A 24,820-nucleotide genomic window follows, 5' to 3' on the forward strand; every position below is an offset into this window, starting at 1 on the left:
TAACGCGCGTCAAGGCCCCGCCTTGTAGAGGCGCTCGATGCGCTCGGCGGTGTCCGGGTGCGTGGACAAATAGGCCATCGAACGCCTGAGCCAGCGAGGGACGTCGCCTTCGCCCGGGTGCTGGCGTTCCAGCGCTTCCAGGATATCCGCGAGGTCGTCCGGCTCTCGGCCGTTGCGGCGCAGGACGTCGATCGCGTAATCGTCGGCTTCCAGCTCCATCGCGCGCGAATACTGCATCTGCGTCAGCACGGCGGGCAGACCGGCGGCGACCGCGCTGAAGTCGCCGAACAGCGTGGCCGACAGGGCGGCCGTCAGCGACGATCCCGTCATCGCGCGCGTGGCGTGGCGCCGTTCGATGTGGCCCACTTCGTGGCCGATCACGCCCAGCAGCTCGGCCTGGCCAATGTCGTCGAGTTCGTTGCGCTTGTCCAGCGCGAGGCGCACCATCTTGTCGGTGACGATGATCGTGCCGTCCGGCAGCGCAAGCGCATTGGCGCCCAGCGCATCGGACGAGCGCACGAGCAGGCGCACGGGCACGCGCGGATGGGCGGGGAGGGCACGCGGCAGCAGCGCCTCGACGTCGGCGATGCGGTCGTCCGAGAGGCGCGACGGCGCCAGCATGCCCTGCGCTTCCAGTCCTGCCAGCGCGGCGCGGCCGAGCTTGATGTCGACCGAGGCCGGCAGGCGCGCGGCGATGAATCCTGCGGCGGCCGGCACACCCCACACGAAGCCGGCGCCGAGCAGCGCCAGCAGCAGGACGAGGGCGGCCAGGGCGGCGGGCCAGCGCGCCTGCCAGCGCTCGACGGCGCTCTTGCGGTAGCCGAGCGCGGCCAGCAGCGCCTGGCGTCCGGGCCCATACGGCACCTCGCAGGTGGCGTCGCCGAGGCGCAGCACCAGCGGCGCCTGTTCGAACGGTTCGGCCAGCGCGACATCCGTCAACGGATAGCTGCGCGCGAATCCCGGCGCATCGACGTGCAGGTGGTCGTTGCGCACGTCCAGCCCCACCGGTTGCAGGCGGGCGTCGTGGCCATCGAAAAAGTGTGCGGTGATCATGTTCGGCTCCTTACCACGACAGGTCGACGCCGAGGAAGTCGGCGATGCCGTCGCCGGCCGCCGCCGCGGGTGGACGCCGCGCCGCCAGCACGGCCTGCTCGAAGCCGTCCGGCGCGTCGATGGTGATGTGGGCCACGCGATATTTCCACGTGCGCACGGCGGCGAACGGGCGGAACAGGCCGAAGGTCAGCAAGGTCAGCAGCACATTGACCGTCTGCAGGCGCAGATAGGGCCATACCCGCATCGCGCACGTGATGCGCACGCCGGGGAAGGACGTCGCCGACCAGGCCAGGTTGTTCATGCGTACGAGGATGTACGGACCCATCAGCAGCACGTACAGATACATGGCCACGACGGCGAGGATGGCCGGGAGGAAGGCCGCGAACGCCGCCGTCGACTTCTGCCCGCGCGCCAGGAACACCGAGAGACCGAAGGCCAGGCCGACGACCACCATCAGGCCGAGGCCGATCAGGAACGCGCGCACGTAGGGCTTGGCCAGGCTCGCCGTGTCGAGCGTGAACGTGGCGTTCTGGTCGCCCGCCATCAGGTGTTTGTGCTGGTAGGCCTTCATTGCACCATGCATCAGCGGCCAGCACAGGTACAGCAGGAAGATGATGCCGACGAGGGGACTTCCCGGCATCAGGGCGACGAGGGCGCCGGGCAGCACGAAGATCGCCACCGGCACGACGTACACGATATAGGCTTCCTTGATACCGCCCGCGAAGCCGAACGGCAGGCCGCGGTAGACCGTGTTCGACAGGCGGAAGCGCAGCGCCGACCGCATCATGAAGGGCAGGCCGGCCAGCAGCAGCGCGACGGTGACGACGCCCACCTTCAGCGAAAAGCCGAACGCGTAGTGATAGGTGGCCAGCAGGGTCACGGCGAGGATGCGTCCGCGCAGGATCGCCTTCGGGTCGCCGCGGAAGTCGAAGCTCGCGCCGGCGAGCTGGGTGTTCCGGTAAAAATACTGCAGCCGGCGTGTCTTGGCCCAGGCCGAGTAGATGCCCAGCGTGGCCACCGTCAGCAGCAGGTTGACGATCCAGATGCGGAAGTATTCGGCGCCGCTGCCGGAGAACGACAGGCCATGCGAAGTCTGCTCATCGAAAGGACCGTCGTCAGGTAAGTGCATGGCCGATTTTCTTGACATGGAAGAAAGATCACCAGTGTATCCATAGTTCCTCATCGTTGGCAATGGGATATGTTGCCAAGATGGAATGAGGAAGTATTTGCAGGTTTAAGGTATAATTTCTATTTCCCGCGCGTGCCGTTCGGCACCTTCTGCACAATGACCAAATTCGTATTCGTCACTGGCGGCGTCGTGTCTTCCCTGGGTAAAGGGATCGCGGCCGCCTCCCTCGCCGCGATCCTCGAATCGCGCGGTCTCAAAGTCACCATGCTCAAGCTCGACCCGTATATCAACGTGGACCCGGGCACGATGAGCCCCACCCAGCACGGCGAAGTGTTCGTCACCGACGACGGCGCCGAGACCGACCTGGACCTGGGCCACTACGAGCGCTTCATCAGCACGCGGATGAAGAAGGTGAACAACTTCACGACCGGCCAGATCTATGAATCGGTGATCCGCAAGGAACGCCGCGGCGAGTACCTCGGCAAGACCGTGCAGGTGATCCCGCACATCACCAACGAGATCCAGGACTACATCCGCCGCGGCGCCGAAGGCGTGGACGTCGCGCTCGTCGAGATCGGCGGCACGGTCGGCGACATCGAGTCGCTGCCGTTCCTCGAAGCCGCGCGCCAGCTGTCGCTGCGCCAGGGCCGCAAGGGCGCAGCGTTCGTGCACCTGACCCTGGTGCCGTACATCTCGTCCGCCGGCGAACTGAAGACCAAGCCCACCCAGCACTCGGTGCAGAAGCTGCGCGAGATCGGCATTTCGCCGAACGCGCTGCTGTGCCGCGCCGACCGCCGCATCCCGGACGACGAGCGCGCCAAGATCTCGCTGTTCGCCAACGTCGAAGAGCAGGCCGTCATCTCCGTGTGGGACGTCGACACGATCTATAAAGTGCCGCAGGTGCTGTGCGACCAGGGCCTGGACGACATCATCCTGGACGCCCTCGGCCTCGAGGCGCCCAAGGCCGACCTGTCGATGTGGACGAAGCTGATCCACACGCTGGAGAACCCGAAGCACGAAGTCACGATCGGCATGGTCGGCAAGTACGTCGACCTGATCGAGTCCTATAAATCGCTGACGGAAGCGCTGCGCCACGCCGGCATCCACACGGAAAGCCGCGTCAACATCGAATACATCGACTCGGAAGAGATCGAGTCGACGGGCTGCGCCAACCTGGCCAAGTACGACGCCATCCTCGTGCCGGGCGGCTTCGGCAAGCGCGGCGTGGAAGGCAAGATCATGGCCGCCCGCTATGCCCGCGAAAACCAGATCCCGTACCTGGGCATCTGCCTGGGCATGCAGGTCGCGCTGATCGAATACGCGCGCCACATGGCCGGTCTGCCGAACGCCAACTCGACGGAATTCGATCCGGAGACCGACCAGCCGGTCGTCGCCCTGATCAACGAGTGGCAGAACCACGACGGCAAGGTCGAGAAGCGCGACGTCAATTCCGACCTGGGCGGCACCATGCGCCTGGGCGCGCAGACCTGTGCCGTGAACCCGGGCACGCTGGCTGCCGAGATCTACGGCAACGTCGTGACGGAGCGCCATCGCCACCGCTACGAGGCGAACAATTACTACCTGCCGAAGGTCGAAGCTGCGGGCCTCGTCGTCGCGGCGCGTACGCCGAACGAAGACCTGTGCGAGATCATGGAACTGCCGCGCAGCGTGCACCCGTGGTACATGGGCGTGCAATTCCACCCCGAGTTCAAGTCGACGCCGCGTAACGGCCACCCGCTGTTCTCGTCGTTCATCCAGGCCGCGCTGGCCCACCAGGCCGCGAATGCCAACCCGCAGGCGGCCAACACCCCTGCACTGCAAGGAGATGCAGCATGAAACTGTGCGGATTCGACGTCGGCCTCGACCAGCCGATCTTCCTGATCGCCGGCACCTGCGTGATCGAGTCGCGCCAGATGGCGATGGACGTCGCCGGCCAGCTGAAGGAAATCACCTCGGCGCTGGGCATCCCGTTCATCTATAAATCGTCGTTCGACAAGGCGAACCGTTCGTCCGGCAAATCGTTCCGCGGTCCCGGCATGGAAAAAGGCCTGGAGATCCTGGCCGACGTGCGCAAGGAAATCGGCGTGCCCGTGCTGACCGACGTGCATACGGAAGAAGAGATCCCGGTCGTCGCGAGCGTCGTCGACGTGCTGCAGACGCCGGCCTTCCTGTGCCGCCAGACCGACTTCATCAACGCCTGCGCCCGTTCCGGCAAGCCCGTGAACATCAAGAAGGGCCAGTTCCTGGCCCCGGGCGACATGAAGAACGTGATCGACAAGGCACGCGCCGCAGCTGCGGAAGCGGGCCTGCCCGACCAGTTCATGGCATGCGAGCGCGGCGTCTCGTTCGGCTACAACAACCTGGTTTCCGACATGCGTTCGCTCGCCATCATGCGCGAGTCGAACTGCCCGATCGTGTTCGACGCCACCCACTCGGTGCAGCTGCCAGGCGGGCAGGGGACGTCGTCCGGCGGCCAGCGCGAGCACGTGCCCGTGCTGGCGCGCGCCGCCGTCGCGGCGGGCGTGTCGGGCCTGTTCATGGAAACACACCCGAATCCCGCGTGCGCGCTGTCGGACGGCCCCAATGCCGTGCCGCTCGCCCGCATGAAGGATTTGCTGACCACCCTGGTCGATATCGACCGCATCGTCAAGAAGGCGGGTTTTATCGAATCCGATTTTCAATGATATGTGGGGCGGCGCGAGAATTACCCGTTGAGCGCTGCCCGGACTGATCAAGCAGCGGCGCGCCATGCGGCTCGGCGCCCGTTTCTCGCTTTGGCTTTTTTTACTTTCTGGAGATTGAACTACCATGAGTGCTATCGTTGATATCATCGGCCGCGAAATCATCGACTCGCGCGGCAATCCGACCGTCGAGTGCGATGTGCTGCTGGAATCCGGCGTGATGGGCCGTGCCGCCGTCCCGTCGGGCGCATCGACCGGTTCGCGCGAAGCCATCGAGCTGCGCGACGGCGATCCGAAGCGTTACTTCGGCAAGGGCGTGCTGCAGGCCTGCGAGAACATCAACACCGAGATCAGCGAAGCCATCATGGGCCTGGACGCCAACGAACAGGCATTCCTGGACCGCACCCTGATCGACCTGGACGGCACCGAGAACAAGAGCCGCCTGGGCGCGAACGCGATGCTGGCCGTCTCCATGGCCGTCGCCAAGGCCGCCGCTGAAGAAGCCGGCCTGCCGCTGTACCGCTACTTCGGCGGTTCGGGCGCGATGCAGATGCCGGTGCCGATGATGAACGTCATCAACGGCGGCGCGCACGCCGACAACAACCTGGACATCCAGGAATTCATGATCATCCCGGTCGGCGCTCCGTCGTTCAAGGAAGCCGTGCGCTACGGCGCCGAGGTGTTCCACACCCTGAAGAAGATCCTGCACAGCAAGGGCCTGAACACGGCCGTCGGCGACGAAGGCGGCTTTGCTCCGTCCGTCGCGAACCATGAAGAAGCCATCAAGCTGATCATGCAAGCGATCGAGCAGGCAGGCTACGTGGCCGGCCAGGACATCGCCATCGGCCTGGACTGCGCCGCCAGCGAGTTCTACAAGGACGGCAAGTACGTGCTGGAAGGCGAAGGCGGCCTGCAGCTGTCGGCCCAGGACTTCACCAACATGCTGGCCACCTGGTGCGACAAGTACCCGATCGTCTCGATCGAGGACGCCATGGCCGAAGGCGACTGGGAAGGCTGGGCAACGCTGACCGCCGCCCTGGGCAAGAAGGTGCAACTGGTGGGCGACGACCTGTTCGTCACCAACACCAAGATCCTGAAAGAAGGCATCCAGAAGGGCATCGGCAACTCGATCCTGATCAAGATCAACCAGATCGGCACCCTGACCGAGACCTTCGCCGCCATCGAGATGGCCAAGCGCGCTGGCTACACGGCCGTGATCTCGCACCGTTCGGGCGAGACCGAAGACTCGACCATCGCCGACATCGCCGTCGGCATGAACGCCCTGCAGATCAAGACGGGCTCGCTGTCGCGTTCGGACCGCATGGCCAAGTACAACCAGCTGCTGCGCATCGAGGAAGACCTGGGCGACATCGCCAGCTACCCGGGCCGCGATGCTTTCTATAACCTGAAGTAATGCTGTAGTATGGACACGGGTTCGTTCGCCGGGCCCGTGTCGTTATCCCGCCAGCCGTATTCATCCATGCGTCTCATCACCCTTGCCCTGGCAGCCCTGCTGCTGCTGATCCAGTATCCCCTGTGGTTGGGGAAGGGCGGCTGGCTTACCGTGGCCGACCTGGAATCCCAGGTGGCGGCCTCCCGTGCCAAGACCGAACAGCTGAAAGCCCGCAATGCCAAGCTGGAATCGGAAGTGCGCGACCTGAAGGATGGCCTCGGCGCCGTCGAGGAACGCGCGCGCTACGAACTGGGCATGATCAAGTCGAACGAGATCTTCGTGCAGGTATTGCGCAAGGACGAGAAGCCGGCCGTCATGATGACGGAACCGCCGCCGCCACCGCCGCCGAAGGTCAAGAAGGGCACGCCATGACCCCCACGGATGCTTCCCCGCCGGCGCTCGATACGCTCGAGGCCGTCGCAGGCTATCTCGCCGCCGCGTTCGATGCCGGCGATCCCGAGACCATGACGGAGGCGCTGAAGCTCGTCGCGCGCTCCGCGGGCCTCACGCACCTGGCCGCCGCGGCCGGCCTGCAGCGCGACCTGCTCGCCGCCGCCATGAATCGCGGCGAGATGGGCCTCGACAGTCTGCTGGCGATCATGAAGGTCATCGACTTGCACCGTCCGGCCGACGGCGCGCCCAACTGATCAAACTTCTCGCGCCCGCCGGCGTTCGCTGCCGCTGACTGATTGCAGCCGCGCACGCCGACGGGCCGCCCGTCAGGCGCTGGCCCCGACGGCGGCCGGCGGCGCATAACCCGGCTCCAGCAGGCCGGGAATCGGTTCTCCTTCCATGACGACGATCTCGCCGATGCTCTCCGCGCGCGCGACGATGCGGTCGCCGTTCGCGATATGGCTGCCCACGAGGGCGATCGGCCGGTTCGCATACGTCGACGCATGCCCGGCACCCGACACGATCACGCTCTCGCTGCCGTCCGGATAGCGCACCCGGTCGCCGACGCAGGCGATGCGGTAATCGTCGGCAGGCTCGCCCCGCGACGCGAGCACGACTTCACCGCCGCGGCGGGTGCGCGAGCCGATCGTGGCGATGGGGTAGCGGGCGATGACTTTACTACGGGGCGCGGCTGTGTTGGCGTTGGACGCTGCATCATTGGCACGTACTGATTTCATCCGGTTCTCCAAAAGTTTGCAAAACGGGACGCGAAAAGGCGACACATTCCCGGTGATAAGTGCACGGGTTCGTACACTGGAGGCCATTGAAACGTGTCGTTGATGTATGCCAATTGATGCAGCGCAAGTCGAACCGGCCGGACATCCGGAATCAGGCAATTCCGACAGGGTTGGCGGTTGACTTCCGACCGGCAATAAAGACGATGCCGCATCGACCTGTAGCGACAGGTCGTCTGCGGCAAAAGCGGTGTCAGGCAGACTGGCCGTTCTCGAGGAAGGAACGCAGCATCCACGCATTTTTTTCGTGGATCTCCATGCGGTCGCTCAGCATGCCGGCGCTCGGCTGGTCATTGGCCTCGTCGGCGATCTTGAACGCTTCGCGCACGGTGCGGATCAGCGCTTCCTGGCCATCGACCAGTTGGCGGATCATTTCCTGTGCGTTCGGCACACCGGCTTCTTCCTTGATGGACGACAGTTCCACGAAGCGGGCATAAGTACCCGGTGCGAAATGGCCCAGGGCGCGGATGCGTTCGGCGATATTGTCCAGCGCGTTCCACAGTTCCGTGTACTGTTCCATGAACATGATGTGCAGCGTCTGGAACATCGGACCCGTCACGTTCCAGTGGAAGTTATGGGTCTTCAGGTACAGCATGTAGCTGTCGGCGAGGACGCGCGACAGGGCATTGGCAATGTTCGCGCGGTCTTCGGTGCTGATGCCGATATTGATGTTGCTGCTCATGGTGCTCTCCTGTCTCAGTGTCATTGATGACAGCTTAGCAGGAACTATCAATAGCGGCAGTTTATATTCCCAATCAAAATGATAGGGGGCGTCAATGACGTCCCCGCGCGATCAGTGCTTCACGCTGGACGCGGGCGTCAAACCGTCGGCCGTCGTGTCGCTGGCGAACAATTGCGCGCAGTCGACGGCGTCGAAGCCGTAGTGCTTGCCGCAGAAGTCGCAGTTGATGCCCAGCTCACCCAGGTCGTGCAGGGCGGACTCGACTTCTTCCTTACCCAGCATCTTGAGCATGTTGCCGACTTTTTCGCGCGAGCACGAGCAGTGGAATTCCGGATGCAGCGGGTCGAACACGCGGATCGTCTCTTCCCAGAACAGGCGGCGGAGCAGCGTTTCCACGTCGGTCGTGAGCAGTTCTTCCTGCTTCAAGGTCTGGCCCAGCATGATGGCGCGGGTCCACGTCTCGAGGTCTTCTTCCTCGCTGGCCTGCTTGACCTGGCCTTCGACATTGGAATTGCGCGGCAACTTTTGCAGCAGCAGGCCGCGTGCGACATGCTCGTCGGCCGCCAGCCACAGCTTGGTATCCATCTGTTCCGAGCGCAGCATGTAGTTCTCGATGACGGTCGCCATGTCTTCGCCGACGAGCGGTACGACGCCCTGGTACGGCTGCTGGCCCGGGACCTTGTCCTGCGGGTCGAGCGTGATCACGAAGCGGCCGCGGCCGTGCTGGTTCAGCAACTGGGCGACGGACGCGTCGTCCGGCACCTCGGCGCCTTCGCTCAGCTTGGCGGTGGCGCGCATGCGCAGGTTCGCGTCGCACTCGACGACGAGCAGCTTCACCAGGCCGTCGCCATGGATCTGCATGACGATCGAGCCGTTGAACTTGAGGTTGGCGGACAACAGCGCCGCCGCGGCGACCATTTCGCCCAGCAAGGCGCGCACCGCCTTCGGGTAGACGTGGCGCGACTGGATCTCGCGCCACGCATTGGAGATCTCGACGAGCTCGCCGCGCACGGCTGCGTTGTCGAAGATAAATTTCTGGAGGGTGTCCTTGCTGGTATCAGTCGTCATTCTTTATCCGATTTTCTTGAGCTCCGCCTTGAAGCGTTTGCCGCGCTCGATATAGCTTTCGGCGCTGCGCTGCAGGCGGAGCAGGTCGTCTTCCGTAAGCGTGCGTACCACCTTGGCCGGGGCGCCCAGGATCAGCGAACCGTCCGGGAATTCCTTGCCTTCGGTGACCACAGCGCCGGCTCCCACGAGGCAGCCCTTGCCGATCTTCGCGCCGTTCAGCACCACGGCCTGGATGCCGATCAGCGCGCCGTCGCCGACAGTGCAGCCGTGCAGCATCGCCTGGTGGCCGACGGTGACGTTCTTGCCGAGCACGAGCGGAAAGCCCATGTCCGTGTGCATCACCGTGCCTTCCTGGACATTGCTGCCGGTGCCGATCGTGATGCGCTCGTTGTCGCCGCGGATCGTTACGCCGGACCATACCGAGGCATCCGCCTCGACCGTCACTTTGCCGATCAGGTTGGCGGAATCGGCGATATAGGCCGAAGGATCGATCTCGGGCGCATCTTCGCCCAGCTGGTAAATCGCCATGGAGTGCTCGCGGAAGGTTGAGATGCCGTATTTTACGCCGTTGCGCACTTAAGCGGCCCAGATGGGGCCGGCCAGCAGGATTACAAGCTTCGTGCTTATAATGCGAACGGTCGTACTTATTTAACTCCTGAACAGGAAATGCCATGACACCGTCCCGCTCCGAATTCCTCACCATCCGCGGCCTGCGCACCCACGTCCGCCACTGGGGCCGCGAGGGCGCGCCCAAGCTGTTCATGGCACATGGCTGGATGGACATGTCGGCGTCGTTCCAGTTCGTCGTCGACGCGCTGGCCGGCGACTGGCACGTGATCGCCCACGACTGGCGCGGCTTCGGCCTCACCGAGCGCTCCGGCAACGACACGTACTGGTTTCCCGACTACTTCGCCGACCTGGAAGCGATCCTCGACCATTATTCGCCCGGCGAGCCCGTGAACCTGCTGGGCCACAGCATGGGTGGCAACATCGTGAGCGTGTATGCGGGCGTGCGGCCGGAGCGCATTGCGAAGCTGATCAACCTGGAAGGTTTCGGGTTGCCTGCGACGCGCCCCGAACAGGCGCCCGGCCGCTACGCCAAGTGGCTCGACGAAGTGAAGGCGCCGCCCACCATGCGCGGCTACGCCAGCCTGGACGAGGTGGCGACGCGCCTGCAGAAGACGAACCCGCGCCTGCCCGCCGCTCGCGCCGCCTTCCTCGCGCAGCACTGGGCCGCACGGAATGCGCAAGGCGAATGGGAAATCCTGGGCGACCCGGCGCACAAGATGCCGGGGCCGCTGCTGTACCAGGTGGAAGAGGTGCTCGCGTGCTGGCGCCGCATCACGGCGCCCGTGCTGTGGGTCGAGGCCGAGCACACGGACATGTGGCGCTGGATGGGTCCGAAGGAAGAGGCCCGCCACGAAGTCGACCGCCGGCTCGCGCAACTGGCGAAGGTCACGCCGCGCATGATGCCGGACGCGGGCCACATGCTGCATCACGATCAACCGGAAGTGCTGGCGCGCATGATCGAGGAATTCCTGGCGGCGTGATCGAACCCGAACCGCGTACAATGGTATTTCGAAAAGATACCTGTGCCCGGACCTGCCATGAAAGTCGACCTCCACTGCCACTCCAACGTCTCCGACGGCGTGCTCGCACCCGCCGCCGTGGCCGCGTATGCCCGCAAGGGCGGTGTCGACGCATGGGCGCTGACGGATCACGACGAGATCGGGGGCATCAAGGCCGCGCGCGCCAAGGCGCAGGAACTGGGCATGCGCTTCGTGCCGGGCGTGGAGATTTCCGTGACGTGGGCCGGCGAGACCATCCACGTCGTCGGTCTGCAGGTCGATGAAGACAATCCAACCCTCGTGCAAGGCCTGGCAGCCACGCGCCACGGGCGCGACGCGCGCGGGCGCGAGATCGCGGCGCAGCTCGACCAGGCCGGCATCCCGAATGCCTACGAAGGCGCGCTGAAATACGTCGGCAACCCGGACCTGCTGTCGCGCACCCACTTCGCGCGCTATCTGTGCGAGGTCGGCGCGTGTTCGACCACGTCGGAAGTGTTCCGCCGCTATCTCACGGAAGGCAAGCCGGGCTACGTGCCGCACCGCTGGGCCACGCTGGCCGACGCGATGGGCTGGATCCGCGCGGCCGGCGGCGTCCCCGTGATCGCGCACCCGGGCCGCTACCGCTTCGACGCGACGGCCGAGGGCGCGCTGTTCGACGAGTTCAAGCAGCTGGGCGGCAATGCGATCGAGGTCGTCACGGGCAGCCATACGCCGGACCAGTACGCGACGTATGCCGAGGTGGCGCGGCGCTACGGCTTCCTCGCGTCGCGCGGGACGGATTTCCACGCGCCGGGGGAGTCGCGCGTCGAGTTCGACCAGTTGCCGCCATTGCCGAGTGGCGTCACGCCGGTTTGGCATGATTGGTTCTAACGCCCGCGGCCGATGAGCCGTCGTCCCCGCGAAGGCGGGGACCCATACTGAACTTCCGACGTCGCGATCGTCAGTGGTCCGCAAATTGATCGATTTCGGTAACTCAGTATGGGTTCCCGCTTCCGCGGGAACGACGGATTGGGCTTGAAAAATCGTCATCCCACCCTTATCTTGTCGGACTGATATTGAACCCGGCCGGAGACCCGTCCCATGAAGCGCATACTGCTGTTCCTCGCCACCAACCTCGCCGTCGTGCTCGTGCTGTCGATCGTGCTGAACGTCCTCGGCGTGGGCCGCCCCGTCGGCGGGCAGGGCATCAACGTCGGGGCGCTGCTCGTGTTCTCGCTCGTCGTGGGCTTCACGGGCTCCATCATTTCCCTGCTGATGAGCAAGCCGATGGCGAAGATGTCCACCGGCGCGCGCGTCATCGAACAGCCGGGCAATGCCACCGAGGCGTGGCTGATGAGCACGGTGGGCAATCTCGCGCAGCGCGCGGGCATCGCCATGCCGGAAGTGGCCGTGTACGACGGCGAACCGAATGCGTTCGCGACGGGTGCCTTTAAAAATTCCGCGCTGGTTGCCGTGTCGACGGGCTTGCTCGCCAACATGAACCGCGAGGAAGTCGAGGCCGTGCTGGGCCACGAGATCGCGCACGTGGCCAACGGCGACATGGTCACGCTCACCCTGATCCAGGGCGTGGTGAACACGTTCGTCGTGTTCCTCGCGCGCGTGGTCGGCTTCTTCGTCGACAACCTCGTGTTCCGCCGCGGCAGCGACGAGCGCGGGCCGGGCTTCGGTTATGCGATCACCGTGTTCGTGTGCGAGATCCTGTTCGGCATCGTCGCGTCGATCATCGTCGCGTGGTTCTCGCGCCAGCGCGAATTCCGCGCCGACGCCGGATCGGCCCAGTTGCTGGGCAGCCCGCTGCCGATGCAGCATGCGCTGGCGCGCCTGTCCGGCATGCACCCGGGCGCGCTGCCGCAGTCGATGGCCGCGTCGGGCATTTCCGGCCACGGCAGCGGCTGGGGCGCGCTGTTCGCGTCGCACCCGCCCATGGAAGAACGCATCGCCGCACTTCAGGCGCTGCGCCAGACGGGGCTGGCGCGATGACCCAATACTTCGAAGTTCACCCCCAGAATCCGCAGGCGCGCCTGATCCGCCAGGCCGCGCAGATCATCCAGGGCGGCGGCATCGTCGCCGCGCCGACCGATTCCGCGTATGCGCTCGTGTGCCGCCTCGACGACAAGGCGGCCGTCGAAAAACTGCGGCGCATCCGCGGCGTCGACGAGAAGCATCATCTCACGCTGCTCGTGCGCGACCTGTCCGAGATCGCCACGTATGCGCGCGTCGACAACCGCCAGTACCGGCAACTGAAAGCCGTCACGCCGGGCCCGTACACGGTGATCCTGGAAGCGACGAAGGAAGTGCCGCGCAGGCTGTCGCACCCGTCGCGCAAGACGATCGGCATCCGCGTGCCGGAAAACACGATCCTGCTGGCGCTGCTGGAAGAGCTGGGCGAACCGCTGATCGGCACCACGTTGCAACTGCCGGGCGACGACAACATGCTGTCCGATCCGGACGAGGTGCGCGAGCGCCTCGACAGGCAGATCGAACTCGTGATCGACGGCGGTGCCGGCACGCTCGAACCCACCACCATCGTCGACCTCACGGGTCCCGACGCCGAGCTCGTACGCGAGGGCCGGGGCGATCCGGCCGCGTTCGGCCTGTAGGCCGAGGCCGCCGCTCCCGCGCGCTCTGATAGAATCGCAGGTTATGGATGAACTCATACGCAATCTGGCAGTATATGCACTGCCTGTCCTCTTTGCGCTGACGATGCACGACGCCGCCCAGGCGTTCGTCGCGAAACGCTTCGGAGACAACACCGCACACGCCGCCGGGCGTACCACTTTCAATCCGCTGGCTCACATCGATCCGATCGGCACCATCGTCATTCCGGTGGTGATGTACCTGACGGTGCACTTCGTGTTCGGCTACGCGAAACCGCTGCCGATCAACTACGGGCAGATGCGCAATCCGAAGCGCGACATGGCGTGGGTCGCCCTGGCCGGTCCGGGTGCGAACTTCCTGATGGCGCTGATCTGGCTCCTGCTGGGGATTTTCCTCGACTACTTCAGCGTGCAGGAGTCGTTCCCGCACCTCGTGGCGGACGCCGGCCTGAAGACGAACCTGTGGCTGATGGCGTTCAACCTGTTGCCGATCCCGTCGATGGATGGCGGCCGCGTACTGTTCAGCCTGCTGCCGCACAAGGCCGCATTCCAGTTCGCGCGCCTGGAACCGTACGGTTTCATCATCCTGCTCGCGCTGATCTTCCTGCACGTGATCGAGCACTGGCTGTTCTGGGTGGGCGTGATCGCGAACCTGCTGCTGCACCTGATCGTCTATCCCCTGAATTTTCTCCTGACCTGATACCGCCATGTTTCCCGACCGTGTCGTTTCCGGCATGCGCCCGACCGGGCTGATGCACCTTGGCCACTACCACGGGGCCCTGAAGAACTGGATCCGCATGCAGTCCGAACTGCCTTGCCTGTTCTTCGTGGCCGACTGGCACGCGTTGACCACGCATTACGACGACCCGGCGATCATCGAGAAAAGCACGTGGGACATGGTCATCGACTGGCTGGCGGCCGGCATCGATCCGGCCCAGGCCACGATCTTCATCCAGTCGAAAGTGCCGGAGCACGCGGAACTGCATTTGCTGCTGTCGATGGCCACGCCGCTCGGCTGGCTCGAGCGCGTGCCGACGTACAAGGACCAGATCGAGAACCTCGCGAACCGCGACCTCACCACCTATGGCTTCCTCGGTTACCCGCTGCTGCAGGCGGCCGACGTGCTGATCTACCGCGCCACGCAGGTGCCGGTGGGCGAGGACCAGGTGCCGCACATCGAGATGATGCGAGAAATTGCGCGGCGCTTTAACCACCTGTACGGCAAGGAGCCGGGCTTCGAGCAGAAGGCGCTGGATGCCGTGAAGAAGCTGGGCAGCAAGCGCGCCAAGCTGTATGCGGAACTGCGCACCGCCTACCAGCAGGACGGCGACGCGGCCGCGCTGGAGCAGGCGCAGGCCATGCTGGACGAGGCGGGCAGCCTGTCGAACATCGATCGCGAGCGCCTGTTCGGCTACCTGGAAGGCAGCCGCAAGATCATCCTCGTCGAGCCGCAGGTGAAACTGACGGAAGCATCGCGCCTGCCGGGCCTCGATGGCCGCAAGATGTCCAAGAGCTACGGCAACTCGATCTCGCTGCGCGAAGATCCGGCCTCCGTCACGAAGAAGATCCGCACGATGCCGACCGATCCCGCGCGCGTGCGCCGCAGCGACGCGGGCGATCCGCTGAAGTGCCCCGTGTGGCAGCTGCACGAAGTCTATTCCGACGCGACCACGAAGGACTGGGTCATGAAAGGCTGCACGAGCGCCGGCATCGGCTGCCTCGAATGCAAGCAGCCCGTCGTGGAAGCCGTGCTGGCCGAGCAGGAGCCGATGCACGAGCGCGCGCAGCAGTACATCGACGATCCGTCGCTCGTGCGTGCGATCGTCGCCGACGGCTGCGAGAAGGCGCGCAAGCTGGCGCAGGAAACCATGCGCGACGTGCGCGAAGTCATGGGTCTCTCGTACACGTGATGCACGGCGCCGGCGACAATCCATCTGCCTGGGTCGCGCGCTGGGCGAAGGCGATCCCGCCCGGCGAGACGCTCGATCTCGCATGTGGCGGCGGCCGCCATGCGCGCCTGCTGGCGGCGCTCGGCCATCCCGTGCTGGCCGTCGATCGCGACGCCGCGTCTCTCGAGCAGGCGGCCGGACCTGGCATCACGACGTTTCAATACGACCTGGAAGAAGAAGGTGCGGCATGGCCGTTCGCGCCGGGACGTTTTACCGGCATCGTCGTGACGAACTACCTGCACCGGCCGCTGTTCGCGCATCTCGCGGGCGCGCTGGCGCCGAACGGGATCCTTGTCTACGAAACCTTCGCGCTCGGGAACGAACGCTTCGGTAAACCATCCAACCCGGCGTTCCTGCTGGCGTCCGGCGAACTGCTGGACGTCGCGTCACGCCACGGCTTGCGGGTGCTCGCGTACGAGGATGGCGTCATCGATGCGCCCCGTCCGGCCCGCGTACAAAGGCTGTGCGCGGCGGGTCCGGACGTGGATCCGGGAGCAATCAGGCTCGATATGTAACCAAGCTGTAACCATGCCATTTATATGGTGTGGAATGAACCATAACGCCAGGCTATCCGCTACAATCGACATTTATTTATTAACGGCACGGTCCACTGATTATGATTAAGGGCAGCATAGTAGCAATCGTCACACCGATGTTCGAGGATGGAAGTCTGGACAGGGACAGCCTGCGCCAACTCCTCGACTGGCATGTGGCGGAAGGTACGGACGCAATCTGCATCGTCGGCACGACCGGCGAGTCGGCCACCGTGAGCCCGGACGAACACTGCGAACTGATCAAGCTGGCCGTCGACCACATCGCCGGCCGCATTCCGGTCATCGCCGGCACGGGCGGCAATTCGACGGTCGAAGCGATCGCGCTCACCCGTCATGCGAAAGAAGTCGGCGCCGACGCGTCGCTGCAGGTCGTCCCGTACTACAACCGTCCGTCGCAGGAAGGCATGTATCGCCACTTCAAGGCGATCGCCGAATCGACCGACCTGCCGGTGATCCTGTACAACGTGCCGGGCCGTACCGTGGCCGACATGAGCAACGAGACCGTGCTGCGCCTGGCCGCCATCGACAACATCATCGGCATCAAGGACGCGACCGGCAACCTGGCCCGCGGCATCGAACTGCTGCGCGACATCGACCGTTCGTTCGCCGGCAAGGGCAAATCGTTCGGCGTGTTCTCGGGCGACGACGCGAGCGCACTGGCGCTGATGCTGTGCGGCGGCGCCGGCAACATCTCCGTGACCGCGAACGTGGCACCGCGCGCGATGGCCGAGATGTGCAAGGCCGCGCTGAACGGCGAAGCTGCCCGCGCCATCGAGATCAACAACAGCGTCCTCGAACTGCACAGCAAGCTGTTCGTCGAGCCGAACCCGGTGCCGGTGAAATGGGCGCTGGCTGAAATGGGCAAGATGCCGGCCGGCCTGCGCCTGCCGCTCGCGCCGCTGTCCGCGCAATACCACGACACCGTCCGCACCGCGCTGCGCGCTTCCGGCGTCCTTTGATTACCAGCATTAACGATATGACGAATCGCAAGATGATGACCTCCACCGCAGCCCGCACCGTGGCGCTGACCGCCATCGCGTTCAGCCTGGCCGCGTGCACGACCGTGTTCGAATCGGACAAGGTGGACTACAAGGCTTCCAAGAAAGCGGCACCGCTGGACGTTCCGCCCGACCTGACCCAGCTGCAGAAGGACAACCGCTACGCCGTGCCGGATGGCCGCGGCGTCGCCACCGCCTCGGGCTTCCAGCAGCAGCGCGGCGCCGCACCGGCCGTCGCGGCCGCCTCCGGCGAACAGATCGGCCAGCTGCCCAGCGACACGATCCGCATCGAGCGCAACGGTAACCAGCGCTGGCTCGTGATCAAGGCAACCCCGGAACAGCTGTGGCCGCAACTGCTGGAGTTCTGGCATGGCGCGGGCTTCACCGTCGAGACCGAGTCGCCGCAGACCGGCATCATGGAAACGAACTGGGCCGAGAACCGCGCCAAGATCCCGCAAGACTTCATCCGTCGCACCATCGGCAAGGTCTTCGATTCCGCGTATTCGACGGGCGAGCGCGACAAGTTCCGCACCCGCCTGGAACGCCGTCCGGACGGCGCGACCGAGATCTACATCAGCCACCGCGGCGCGGAAGAAGTGCTGACCGGTCCGCAGAAGGAGCAGGCCACCTGGACCGCGCGTCCGAACGATCCGGAACTGGAAGCGGAATTCCTGAGCCGCCTGATGGCCCAACTGACCGGCACCAAGGTCAAGGAAGCGACCGCGTTCGTGACCAACGCCCCGCTGGAGGCGCAGCACGCCAAGCTGGAAGGCAACAAGGTCGTCGTCGACGAAGGCTTCGACCGCGCATGGCGCCGCGTGGGCCTGGCGCTGGACCGCGTCGGCTTCACGGTGGAAGACCGCGACCGCGTGCAGGGCATCTATTTCGTGCGCTACGTCGATCCGGACGCAGTCAAGAAAGAAGGTTTCTTCAGCAAACTGTTCGGTGGCGAGGACAAGAACAAGGAAGCGCAGAAATACCGCGTGATCGTGTCGACGGCACAGGGCGCGACCAGCACCGACGTGACCGTCCAGACGAACGACGGCAAGCCGGAAACGTCGCCGACCGGCGCCAAGATCCTCAAGCTGCTGGCGGACGAGTTGAAATAACCTCGTTTTGCCTGAACGAAAAACCGGCCTGCGTGGCCGGTTTTTTTATGGGTCCGCGTAAATGACGCAAAACCCATGGACGTAAAAAAACCGGCCCGCAGGCCGGTTTCTTTAGCGCGATTCGAATTACTTCGAAGCAGCCGGAGCAGCAGCAGCCGAAGCGGCGTCAGCAGCAGCCGAAGCAGCCGAAGCAGCAGCCGAAGCAGCCGAAGCGGCAGCGTCAGCAGCGGCCGGAGCAGCCGGGGTAGCGGCAGCGTCAGCAGCCGGAGCGGCCGGAGCAGCAGCCGGAGCGGTGGTCTCAGCAGCCGGAGCCGCCGGGGTCACGGTGGTTTCTTCTTTCTTCGAGCAGGCAGCCAGAGCAACAGCCAGCAGGGAAACGATCAGCAGAGATTTTTTCATGGTTTTTCCTTAATTAATTCAAAAGGGTGGTGCGATGAATAATTACCGGTAATTATCGCTCGTCAGGAATTCTCTTGTTTGTATACTTTGGAAAAAGTGCCTACAGACAACGGAACCTTCCTAACCCGATATTATAGCCAAATTTACTGAATCGCAATAGAAAAGTCGTGTCAAGACGTAACAGTTGCCAGATCGGGCAAGGTTCATCTTCGAGCAACATGATACGCCCTGTCCGTGCGCTAGTTCTCATAGAGAAAACCAAACTAAAACAAGTATTTACAGCCCGGTAACACTGGCCTGCAGACCAGGCTGTGATTCTGCCCAAACTGCGTCGAAACGCAGACGCGACAGCTCAGTTTGTTGCGGTGCGTCAAAGGCTGCCTCGCCGCGCAGATGATCGCTGTGGAAGCGCCGCACGATGTGCACATTATCCGCGATGCAGAACGAATCCGCGAGCTCGCGCAGCGAGCGCGGCGTGCGCCGGCATTCGATGCCGTGGGCATAATCCCTCAGCAGGCGCAGGAAGCGCGGCGCCTCCCGCTCCAGGTACGCCGGATCGTGCAGCGCCAGGCGCAGGCGGCCGCCGGCGTGCAGGAAGCGGCGCAGGGCCGCGTCCACGTCCGGCGCGCCCAGCCGGAACAAAGCGAAGTCCGGATCGAACATGATGAGCGACGCGCTTGCCCGCACCAGTACCTCGCCCAGATGCTGCTGGAACGCGGCGCGGGTATCGAAGGGCAGGGGCGCGTTTTCCATCATGATCAGCCCAGCTCGAGCCAGCCGTCCTGGTACCAGGTGTACAGCGCCTCCAGCACGTCGTCCGACGCTTGGCCGACCAGATTGCCTGCCAGGGCCCGCTCGTTGGCGAGCACGTCCAGCACGACCTTGTCCGCGCGTCCGACGGCGAACGATTCGCCATTGATGAACACGTGCTTGCCGCGGTAGAGCATCAGGGTCTTGGGCGACAGTTTGAGGCCCTTTTTGGCGGCCTGTTCCATGAAGCGGCCCACCGTCAGCGGCTTCGCCACCGGCGTGAAGAACGCGTTGTGCTTCGGCTCGGACAGGTATTCGCCCATGAAGATCGTGACGTCTTCCTCGTCCCAGCGCACCTTGTTGAGTTCTTCGGTGACGGTGGCCAGCATGTCGCGCGGGATCTCGGCCGGGTTCTTCGCGGGCTGCAGGCCCGGGTCGGCGTAGCGGCCCGGCAGGTCGATCGAGTCGGCCATGAACTGCAGGAAGGCTTCGCCCAGCTCCTGGAACGACGGCGAGCGGAAGCCGATCGAATACGTCATGCATTCGCCCTCGGCCACGCCGTCGTGCGCATAGTGCGGGGGCAGGTACAGCATGTCGCCCGGTTCCAGCACGAATTCTTCTTCCGGCTCGAAGTTGGCGAGGATCTTCAGCGGCAGGCCCTCGACGAGCGTGAGATCCTGCTGCGCGCCGATGCGCCAGCGGCGCTTGCCCTGCGCCTGCAGCAGGAACACGTCGTAGGAATCGAAATGCGGGCCGACGCCGCCGCCGTCCGTCGCATAGCTGACCATCAGGTCGTCCAGGCGCGCGTCCGGCACGAAGCGGAACTGGCGCAGCAGGTCGTCCGCCTTCGGGTCGTGCAGGTTGACGCCCTGCACGAGCATGGTCCATTCGCGCTGGGTTGTCGGCGGCAGCTCGGCCAGCGGGCCGTGCTGCATGTCCCATCGGCGGTCGCCACCGTGGCCCTCGGTCAGGGTCACCAGGCGCGACTCGACGTGGTTCAGCTTCGCCAGCTCGGCCAGCTTGTCGACCTTGAGCAGCGGCTTGAAATTGGGGATGGCCTGACGGATCAGGAGGGGTTTCTTGTGCCAGTAATCGCGGAGGAACTGGGCGGGTGTGATGTTCCCGAGGAGCTGTAATTTTTGCATGGGTCCATTATAACCAGCGCCGGCCGGACCAAACCGGTGGTAGGGTTATAATCGCAACCTTACCCACGAAAGGAAGTGCAATGAAGATTGCCCAGAACACGGTTGTGTCGGTCAACTATAAACTGTCCGACGCCCAGAACAACCTGATCGAAGACGGCGCCCAGCCGATGGTCTACCTGCACGGTGGCTACGAAAACACGCTGCCGAAGATCGAAGAAGAGCTGGACGGCAAGGACGTGGGTTACACGTCGACCATCCAGATCGAGCCGGAAGACGCGTTCGGCGACTACGATCCGAACCTGGTCAAGGTCGAGGACCGTAACCGCCTGCCGGAACCGATCGAAGTCGGCATGCAGTTCGAAGGCATGGCCGAGGGCAGCGACGAAGAGCCGGTCATCTTCACCGTCACCGAAGTCGCCGACGACAAGGTCGTCCTGGACGGCAATCACCCGCTGGCCGGCATGGCCCTGCGCTTCGACCTGTCCGTGATCGACGTGCGTGCCGCCACGGAGGAAGAGATTGCACACGGCCACGTGCACGGCGCCCACGGCCATGACCACGGCCACGGCGAGATCGACGACAGCGAAGAGGGCGACCACTTCCGCAGCCAGCCGCTGCAGTAATCACCCGCCCACACGGTGCGCGTCGACCCGGCTGCGGCCGGGTCGTCAGTCCTTCTTTGCGCCGTTCGCCGTCTCGACCTTGCGGGGATCCACCCTGAACAGGGTCTTCGTCTCCGGATTCACCACCACCTCCAATGCATCCGCACCGGCCGCCAGATGGCCGACATTGCCGCGCCATTCGATGACGGGTTTTGTACGCACGCGCGTGCCGTCGACGAGCAAGACCTTGCCCCGGAATTTCTGCGCCAGAGACAGGATCAGCCGGCGCGGCTCCGCGAAGCCGTCGTTGTCCGGCACGGCGCTGCGCAGCAGCGCGCGCAGGCCCGTCGGCTGCGACAGCGCCTTCACATCGCCTTCGGAAAACAGCACGATCGCTTCCAGCTTGTCGCGCCTGGCGATGGCGAACAGGCGGTTCAGCCAGAACCGGTTCGCGACGAGCCGGTCCTCGTACTCGCTGTTGCGGCCCGCTTCGGTCAGGTAGTGGTTGTTATTGGCCGGCATGTTGACGGTTGCATACAGCACCTTGCCGACCGACCAGTGCGCATTCTCCGCATAGCTGCGAAAGCGCGGGCTCATCGACAGGCGCGTCAGCGGCAGCTTGCGCGCGCCCAGCGTGGACGGCTCGCCGTAGAACAGTTCGCGGATGCGGTTCATGCGCTCGATCGCATTCGTGCGGCCGGCGGTGTTGCGGCATTCCGTCCAGTCGCTGCCGGCCGGCAGCACGATGACGGGCCGGCGCGCGTCGTCGATCAGCTCGCGCCGCTTCTGGTACAGCTTGTCCGTGCACGGTTCGTTCGCGCCCTTGATGCCTGTGACGACCACGAAGGCGACGTCGTTGTCGTCGTTGTCGGCGAGCGCCTGCTTGAGGCGCTTTTCGCCGCCGTCGGTAAAACCATGGCCGATGATGGCGAAGCGGTGCGCGTCGTCGTCACGTGCGTCCGCGCGGGCGCCGCCCGCGAGCGCGCAGGCGAGGACGAACAGGAGAAGCGAGCGGTGTCGCGGCATCATCAGGCCGAGGCCAGGCGCTTGAGCTCGTACAGGCGCTCGAGCGCTTCACGCGGGCTCAGGGCATCCGGATCGATGGCGTCCAGCAGCGTCAGCGCGGGCGATTCGGCGGGTGCGGGCGCCGGCGTGGCCACGGGCGCGGCCTCGGCGTCGCCCTCGTCACACGGCGCCGGCGCGAACAGGTCGAGCTGCGGCGTCGCATCGAGCGCCTGGGCTTCCAGCCGCGCCAGATGCTTGCGCGCCGCGCGAATTACGGCAGGGGGCACGCCCGCCAGTTGCGCGACCTGCAGGCCGTAGCTCTGCGACGCCGGGCCGTCCTGCACGGCGTGCAGGAACACGATGCTGTCCTTGTGCTCGACGGCCGACAGGTGCACGTTGACCGCGCTCGGATGCTGTTCCGGCAGCTGCGTCAGTTCGAAGTAGTGCGTGGCGAACAGCGTAAAGCTGCGGCTCGTCTCGATCAGGTGGCGCGCGATGGCCCACGCGAGCGCGAGGCCGTCGAACGTCGACGTGCCGCGGCCCACTTCGTCCATCAGCACGAGCGAGTGCTCGGTCGCGCCGTTCAGGATCGTGGCCGATTCCGTCATCTCCACCATGAACGTCGAGCGGCCGTTGGCCAGGTCGTCCGACGCGCCGATACGCGTGAAGATGCGGTCGATGGGACCGATCGTCGCACTCGTCGCGGGCACGTAGCTGCCCACGTAAGCGAGCAGCGTAATGAGCGCGACCTGTCGCATGAACGTCGATTTACCGCCCATGTTCGGGCCCGTGATCAACAGCAGGCGGCGGTCGTTGGACAGCTTGCAGTCGTTCGCGATGAAGCGCTCGATCTGGTTCTCGACGACCGGGTGACGGCCTTCGACGATCGTCAGAAACGGCTCCTCGACCAGCTGCGGCATGCACCAGTGGTTGCGCACGGCGTGGTCGGCGAGGGCGGTGATCGTATCGAGCTGCGCGATGCCGGACGCGATGCGCTGCAGGCACACGATGTGCGGCGCGAGGTCGGCCAGCAGCAGCTCGTACAGCAGCTTTTCGCGCGCGAGGGCGCGGTCCTGCGCGGACAGGGCCTTGTCCTCGAACGCCTTCAGTTCCGGCGTGATGTAGCGCTCGCAGTTCTTCAGGGTCTGGCGGCGGCGGTAATCGTCGGGCACCTTGTCGGCCTGGCCGTTCGTGACTTCGATATAGAAGCCGTGCACGCGGTTGTACTCGACACGCAGGTTGGCGATGCCGGTGCGCGCACGCTCGCGCGCTTCCAGGTCGACGAGGAACTGGCCCGCGTTCTCGGACAGCGCGCGCAGCTCGTCGAGCTCCGCATCGAAGCCGCGTGCGAACACGCCGCCGTCGCGCACCATGGCGGCCGGCTCCGTCGCGATGGCGCGTTGCAGGAGGTCCGCGCACGCCTCGGGCACCGCGATGGCGTCGTGGATGTCGCGCAGCAGGCACGAGTCGCCGGGGATGAAGCAGCGTGCCACCTGCTCGCGCAGCGCGGGCAGTTGTTTCAGGCCGTCGCGCAGGCTCGCGAGATCGCGCGGACGCGCCGTCAGCAGCGCGATGCGCGTCGTGATGCGCTCGATGTCGGGCACATGCGCGAGCGTCGCGGACAGGTCGTGCATCGCCTCGCGCTGGGCCAGCGCCTCGATGGCTTCGTGGCGCGAACGGGCCACGCGCTGGTCGCGCTTCGCGTGGTGCAGCCAGTAGCGCAGCAGGCGCGAACCCATCGCCGTCCGGCAGCCGTCCAGCAGCGAGAACAAGGTGGGCGATTCGTGGCCGCGGATCGTCTCCGTCAGCTCCAGGTTGCGGCGCGTGGACGCGTCGAGGCCGATGAATTCGCTCTCCGATTCGACCGCGAGACTCTTCACGTGCTGCAGGCCGCGGCCCTGCGTCGCCTGGGCATAGCGCAGCAGCGCGCCGGCCGCGCCGAACGCGGCGCCGAGACCGTCCGCGCCGAAGCCGGACAGTGTCGCGACACCGAGTTGATCGAGCAGCGCCTTGTGGCCATGCACGACGTCGAAATGCCAGTCCGGCACGCGTGCCGTGTGACCGACCGGCGATTCTTCGAACAGGTCGGCGCCGCCGTCGGCACGCAGCACTTCGGCCGGCGCGATGCGTTCCAGTTCCTGCACGAGCCGCACGGCGGCCGCGCGGGCGTCGCCCGCGAATTCCATCAGCCGGAGTCCCCCGCTCGCGAGCGACATCCACGCGAGACCCGTCGTGACCACCTTGCGGTTCGCGACCGTGCACACGGCGAGCAGGGGACGCTCGGCTTTCTCGGGCAGCAGGTCGGCATCCGTCAGCGTCCCCGGCGTGACGACGCGCACGACCTTGCGCTCCACGGGGCCTTTGCTCAGCGCCGGGTCGCCGATCTGCTCGCAGATCGCGCACGACTCGCCCAGCTTGACGAGCTTGGCGAGGTAGGGATCGAGCGAGTGGAAGGGCACGCCCGCCATCTTGATCGGATTCCCGCCCGAGCTGCCGCGCGCCGTCAGGGTGATGCCCAGGATGCGCGCGGCCTTCTCGGCGTCCTCGAAGAACAGCTCGTAGAAGTCGCCCATCCGGTAGAAGACGAGCATCGTGGGGTAGTCGGCCTTGATGCTCAGGTACTGCTGCATCATTGGAGTGACGGCGCTTTTCCCAGGCTTCACACCCTGCGAATTGATAGGCGTGTGTTTTTCGGCAGGCGGCTGTGCAGCCATGCTCTGCGCCGCGGAAGCGAGAATTTCGTGTGGGACGGTCATAGTTCAGAATAGTATCGGCCAGGCAAGGCGCCAACCAGGACAAGTCCGTTATTGTACCGCTAAGGCCAGCGCGCGCCCGCCTTCGTCGGCCGGCGCTGGGAGCACCACGTGGCTACCCGATTGACCGTGATCGAG

At 65.1% G+C, this 24,820-nt stretch carries 26 protein-coding genes; 15 read left to right on the plus strand and 11 right to left on the minus strand.

Features of this window, described 5'->3' with window-relative positions; translation table 11 throughout:
• Nucleotides 1-9: 9 nt before the first annotated feature.
• Both P0M04_RS16085 and P0M04_RS16090 read right to left on the minus strand, forming a co-directional pair.
• Nucleotides 10-1,053, minus strand: a complete 1,044-nt coding sequence (locus P0M04_RS16085; protein ID WP_259451563.1) for a M48 family metallopeptidase — start codon at nt 1,051-1,053, stop codon at nt 10-12.
• 10 nt (nt 1,054-1,063) lie between these two features.
• The gene (locus P0M04_RS16090; protein WP_259451562.1) at nt 1,064-2,182 is read right to left on the minus strand and encodes a YjgN family protein; all 1,119 of its coding nucleotides are present in this window, start codon (nt 2,180-2,182) and stop codon (nt 1,064-1,066) included.
• Nucleotides 2,183-2,338: 156 nt separating this feature from the next.
• Between P0M04_RS16090 and pyrG the strand changes: the two genes are divergently transcribed.
• The 5 genes from pyrG (at nt 2,339) to P0M04_RS16115 (ending at nt 6,963) form a co-directional block, all read left to right on the plus strand.
• A complete protein-coding gene (gene pyrG / locus P0M04_RS16095; protein ID WP_259451561.1) occupies nt 2,339-4,018 on the plus strand; it encodes a CTP synthase in 1,680 nt (559 codons plus the stop codon).
• Nucleotides 4,015-4,866, plus strand: a complete 852-nt coding sequence (gene kdsA / locus P0M04_RS16100) for a 3-deoxy-8-phosphooctulonate synthase (protein ID WP_105378337.1) — start codon at nt 4,015-4,017, stop codon at nt 4,864-4,866. The genes pyrG and kdsA overlap by 4 nt, the downstream gene beginning before the upstream one ends.
• Nucleotides 4,867-4,990: 124 nt before the next feature.
• Nucleotides 4,991-6,277, plus strand: a complete 1,287-nt coding sequence (eno, locus tag P0M04_RS16105; RefSeq protein WP_105378336.1) for a phosphopyruvate hydratase — start codon at nt 4,991-4,993, stop codon at nt 6,275-6,277.
• A 66-nt stretch (nt 6,278-6,343) separates the two neighbouring features.
• A complete protein-coding gene (ftsB, locus tag P0M04_RS16110; protein WP_036232829.1) occupies nt 6,344-6,688 on the plus strand; it encodes a cell division protein FtsB in 345 nt (114 codons plus the stop codon).
• The gene (locus P0M04_RS16115; RefSeq protein WP_259451560.1) at nt 6,685-6,963 is read left to right on the plus strand and encodes a helix-turn-helix domain-containing transcriptional regulator; all 279 of its coding nucleotides are present in this window, start codon (nt 6,685-6,687) and stop codon (nt 6,961-6,963) included. Before ftsB ends, P0M04_RS16115 begins: the two co-directional genes overlap by 4 nt.
• Before the next feature lie 72 nt (nt 6,964-7,035).
• Here P0M04_RS16115 and P0M04_RS16120 read toward each other — a convergent pair whose 3' ends face one another.
• The 4 genes from P0M04_RS16120 to P0M04_RS16135 all read right to left on the minus strand — a co-directional run bounded on the left by P0M04_RS16120 (nt 7,036) and on the right by P0M04_RS16135 (nt 9,781).
• Nucleotides 7,036-7,446: a PAAR domain-containing protein gene (locus P0M04_RS16120; protein WP_259451559.1), complete on the minus strand. Its 411-nt coding sequence runs from the start codon at nt 7,444-7,446 to the stop codon at nt 7,036-7,038.
• Nucleotides 7,447-7,696: 250 nt separating this feature from the next.
• Complete coding sequence (locus P0M04_RS16125) at nt 7,697-8,185, minus strand: Dps family protein (RefSeq protein ID WP_281042434.1); 489 nt, start codon at nt 8,183-8,185, stop codon at nt 7,697-7,699.
• 111 nt (nt 8,186-8,296) lie between these two features.
• A complete protein-coding gene (gene hslO, locus P0M04_RS16130) occupies nt 8,297-9,253 on the minus strand; it encodes an Hsp33 family molecular chaperone HslO (protein WP_259451557.1) in 957 nt (318 codons plus the stop codon).
• A gap of 3 nt (nt 9,254-9,256) precedes the next feature.
• Nucleotides 9,257-9,781, minus strand: coding sequence for a gamma carbonic anhydrase family protein (locus tag P0M04_RS16135; protein WP_259451556.1), 525 nt, complete (start codon nt 9,779-9,781; stop codon nt 9,257-9,259).
• 143 nt (nt 9,782-9,924) lie between these two features.
• Between P0M04_RS16135 and P0M04_RS16140 the strand changes: the two genes are divergently transcribed.
• From P0M04_RS16140 to bamC, 9 genes are all read left to right on the plus strand, one after another.
• Complete coding sequence (locus tag P0M04_RS16140; RefSeq protein WP_259451555.1) at nt 9,925-10,803, plus strand: alpha/beta fold hydrolase; 879 nt, start codon at nt 9,925-9,927, stop codon at nt 10,801-10,803.
• 57 nt (nt 10,804-10,860) lie between these two features.
• Nucleotides 10,861-11,691, plus strand: a complete 831-nt coding sequence (locus tag P0M04_RS16145) for a 3',5'-nucleoside bisphosphate phosphatase (RefSeq protein ID WP_259451554.1) — start codon at nt 10,861-10,863, stop codon at nt 11,689-11,691.
• A gap of 210 nt (nt 11,692-11,901) precedes the next feature.
• Nucleotides 11,902-12,801 carry a protease HtpX gene (gene htpX / locus P0M04_RS16150; protein WP_259451553.1) on the plus strand — a complete coding sequence of 300 codons (900 nt, stop codon included), beginning with the start codon at nt 11,902-11,904 and terminating at the stop codon, nt 12,799-12,801.
• Nucleotides 12,798-13,421, plus strand: a complete 624-nt coding sequence (locus tag P0M04_RS16155; protein ID WP_036232849.1) for an L-threonylcarbamoyladenylate synthase — start codon at nt 12,798-12,800, stop codon at nt 13,419-13,421. The genes htpX and P0M04_RS16155 overlap by 4 nt, the downstream gene beginning before the upstream one ends.
• Before the next feature lie 103 nt (nt 13,422-13,524).
• Complete coding sequence (locus P0M04_RS16160) at nt 13,525-14,118, plus strand: site-2 protease family protein (RefSeq protein WP_307727295.1); 594 nt, start codon at nt 13,525-13,527, stop codon at nt 14,116-14,118.
• A gap of 7 nt (nt 14,119-14,125) precedes the next feature.
• Nucleotides 14,126-15,328: a tryptophan--tRNA ligase gene (locus tag P0M04_RS16165; protein WP_259451551.1), complete on the plus strand. Its 1,203-nt coding sequence runs from the start codon at nt 14,126-14,128 to the stop codon at nt 15,326-15,328.
• A complete protein-coding gene (locus tag P0M04_RS16170; RefSeq protein WP_259451550.1) occupies nt 15,328-15,882 on the plus strand; it encodes a class I SAM-dependent methyltransferase in 555 nt (184 codons plus the stop codon). The genes P0M04_RS16165 and P0M04_RS16170 overlap by 1 nt, the downstream gene beginning before the upstream one ends.
• Before the next feature lie 101 nt (nt 15,883-15,983).
• Nucleotides 15,984-16,880: a 4-hydroxy-tetrahydrodipicolinate synthase gene (dapA, locus tag P0M04_RS16175; RefSeq protein WP_259451549.1), complete on the plus strand. Its 897-nt coding sequence runs from the start codon at nt 15,984-15,986 to the stop codon at nt 16,878-16,880.
• A gap of 32 nt (nt 16,881-16,912) precedes the next feature.
• Nucleotides 16,913-18,028 (plus strand): NlpB/DapX family lipoprotein, encoded by a 1,116-nt coding sequence (bamC, locus tag P0M04_RS16180; protein ID WP_259451548.1) that lies wholly within the window; start codon nt 16,913-16,915, stop codon nt 18,026-18,028.
• A gap of 126 nt (nt 18,029-18,154) precedes the next feature.
• Here the strand turns inward: bamC and P0M04_RS16185 are convergent, their stop codons facing one another.
• The 3 genes from P0M04_RS16185 to P0M04_RS16195 form a co-directional block, all read right to left on the minus strand.
• Nucleotides 18,155-18,427 carry a hypothetical protein gene (locus tag P0M04_RS16185; RefSeq protein ID WP_082439717.1) on the minus strand — a complete coding sequence of 91 codons (273 nt, stop codon included), beginning with the start codon at nt 18,425-18,427 and terminating at the stop codon, nt 18,155-18,157.
• Between the two features lie 276 nt (nt 18,428-18,703).
• A complete protein-coding gene (locus P0M04_RS16190) occupies nt 18,704-19,183 on the minus strand; it encodes a DUF7931 domain-containing protein (RefSeq protein ID WP_307727294.1) in 480 nt (159 codons plus the stop codon).
• A 2-nt stretch (nt 19,184-19,185) separates the two neighbouring features.
• A complete protein-coding gene (locus tag P0M04_RS16195; protein ID WP_259451547.1) occupies nt 19,186-20,322 on the minus strand; it encodes a cupin domain-containing protein in 1,137 nt (378 codons plus the stop codon).
• 80 nt (nt 20,323-20,402) lie between these two features.
• Between P0M04_RS16195 and P0M04_RS16200 the strand changes: the two genes are divergently transcribed.
• On the plus strand, nt 20,403-20,945 hold the full coding sequence (locus tag P0M04_RS16200) for an FKBP-type peptidyl-prolyl cis-trans isomerase (RefSeq protein WP_259451546.1): 543 nt from the start codon (nt 20,403-20,405) through the stop codon (nt 20,943-20,945).
• 45 nt (nt 20,946-20,990) lie between these two features.
• On the opposite strand, the gene P0M04_RS16205 is transcribed toward P0M04_RS16200, so the two are convergent.
• Nucleotides 20,991-21,953 (minus strand): hypothetical protein, encoded by a 963-nt coding sequence (locus tag P0M04_RS16205; RefSeq protein WP_259451545.1) that lies wholly within the window; start codon nt 21,951-21,953, stop codon nt 20,991-20,993.
• Nucleotides 21,953-24,562 carry a DNA mismatch repair protein MutS gene (mutS, locus tag P0M04_RS16210; protein ID WP_259451544.1) on the minus strand — a complete coding sequence of 870 codons (2,610 nt, stop codon included), beginning with the start codon at nt 24,560-24,562 and terminating at the stop codon, nt 21,953-21,955. The genes P0M04_RS16205 and mutS overlap by 1 nt, the downstream gene beginning before the upstream one ends.
• Between the last annotated feature and the right edge of the window lie 258 nt (nt 24,563-24,820).

Source organism: Telluria mixta (genome assembly GCF_029223865.1).
In the GTDB taxonomy this organism is placed as follows: Bacteria; Pseudomonadota; Gammaproteobacteria; order Burkholderiales; family Burkholderiaceae_D; genus Telluria; species Telluria mixta.

Coding starts and splice junctions, on each gene's coding strand:
- kdsA (WP_105378337.1), top strand. CDS start 4,015: ATGAAACTGTGCGGATTCGACGTCGGCCTCGACCAGCCGATCTTCCTG.
- P0M04_RS16115 (WP_259451560.1), top strand. CDS start 6,685: ATGACCCCCACGGATGCTTCCCCGCCGGCGCTCGATACGCTCGAGGCC.
- P0M04_RS16200 (WP_259451546.1), top strand. CDS start 20,403: ATGAAGATTGCCCAGAACACGGTTGTGTCGGTCAACTATAAACTGTCC.
- P0M04_RS16190 (WP_307727294.1), bottom strand. CDS start 19,183: ATGATGGAAAACGCGCCCCTGCCCTTCGATACCCGCGCCGCGTTCCAG.
- dapA (WP_259451549.1), top strand. CDS start 15,984: ATGATTAAGGGCAGCATAGTAGCAATCGTCACACCGATGTTCGAGGAT.
- P0M04_RS16165 (WP_259451551.1), top strand. CDS start 14,126: ATGTTTCCCGACCGTGTCGTTTCCGGCATGCGCCCGACCGGGCTGATG.
- eno (WP_105378336.1), top strand. CDS start 4,991: ATGAGTGCTATCGTTGATATCATCGGCCGCGAAATCATCGACTCGCGC.
- P0M04_RS16120 (WP_259451559.1), bottom strand. CDS start 7,446: ATGAAATCAGTACGTGCCAATGATGCAGCGTCCAACGCCAACACAGCC.
- P0M04_RS16085 (WP_259451563.1), bottom strand. CDS start 1,053: ATGATCACCGCACACTTTTTCGATGGCCACGACGCCCGCCTGCAACCG.
- P0M04_RS16145 (WP_259451554.1), top strand. CDS start 10,861: ATGAAAGTCGACCTCCACTGCCACTCCAACGTCTCCGACGGCGTGCTC.
- htpX (WP_259451553.1), top strand. CDS start 11,902: ATGAAGCGCATACTGCTGTTCCTCGCCACCAACCTCGCCGTCGTGCTC.
- P0M04_RS16140 (WP_259451555.1), top strand. CDS start 9,925: ATGACACCGTCCCGCTCCGAATTCCTCACCATCCGCGGCCTGCGCACC.
- P0M04_RS16155 (WP_036232849.1), top strand. CDS start 12,798: ATGACCCAATACTTCGAAGTTCACCCCCAGAATCCGCAGGCGCGCCTG.
- ftsB (WP_036232829.1), top strand. CDS start 6,344: ATGCGTCTCATCACCCTTGCCCTGGCAGCCCTGCTGCTGCTGATCCAG.
- P0M04_RS16125 (WP_281042434.1), bottom strand. CDS start 8,185: ATGAGCAGCAACATCAATATCGGCATCAGCACCGAAGACCGCGCGAAC.
- P0M04_RS16170 (WP_259451550.1), top strand. CDS start 15,328: ATGCACGGCGCCGGCGACAATCCATCTGCCTGGGTCGCGCGCTGGGCG.
- mutS (WP_259451544.1), bottom strand. CDS start 24,562: ATGATGCAGCAGTACCTGAGCATCAAGGCCGACTACCCCACGATGCTC.
- P0M04_RS16205 (WP_259451545.1), bottom strand. CDS start 21,953: ATGATGCCGCGACACCGCTCGCTTCTCCTGTTCGTCCTCGCCTGCGCG.
- P0M04_RS16090 (WP_259451562.1), bottom strand. CDS start 2,182: ATGCACTTACCTGACGACGGTCCTTTCGATGAGCAGACTTCGCATGGC.
- hslO (WP_259451557.1), bottom strand. CDS start 9,253: ATGACGACTGATACCAGCAAGGACACCCTCCAGAAATTTATCTTCGAC.
- P0M04_RS16135 (WP_259451556.1), bottom strand. CDS start 9,781: ATGGCGATTTACCAGCTGGGCGAAGATGCGCCCGAGATCGATCCTTCG.
- pyrG (WP_259451561.1), top strand. CDS start 2,339: ATGACCAAATTCGTATTCGTCACTGGCGGCGTCGTGTCTTCCCTGGGT.
- bamC (WP_259451548.1), top strand. CDS start 16,913: ATGATGACCTCCACCGCAGCCCGCACCGTGGCGCTGACCGCCATCGCG.
- P0M04_RS16195 (WP_259451547.1), bottom strand. CDS start 20,322: ATGCAAAAATTACAGCTCCTCGGGAACATCACACCCGCCCAGTTCCTC.
- P0M04_RS16185 (WP_082439717.1), bottom strand. CDS start 18,427: ATGAAAAAATCTCTGCTGATCGTTTCCCTGCTGGCTGTTGCTCTGGCT.
- P0M04_RS16160 (WP_307727295.1), top strand. CDS start 13,525: ATGCACGACGCCGCCCAGGCGTTCGTCGCGAAACGCTTCGGAGACAAC.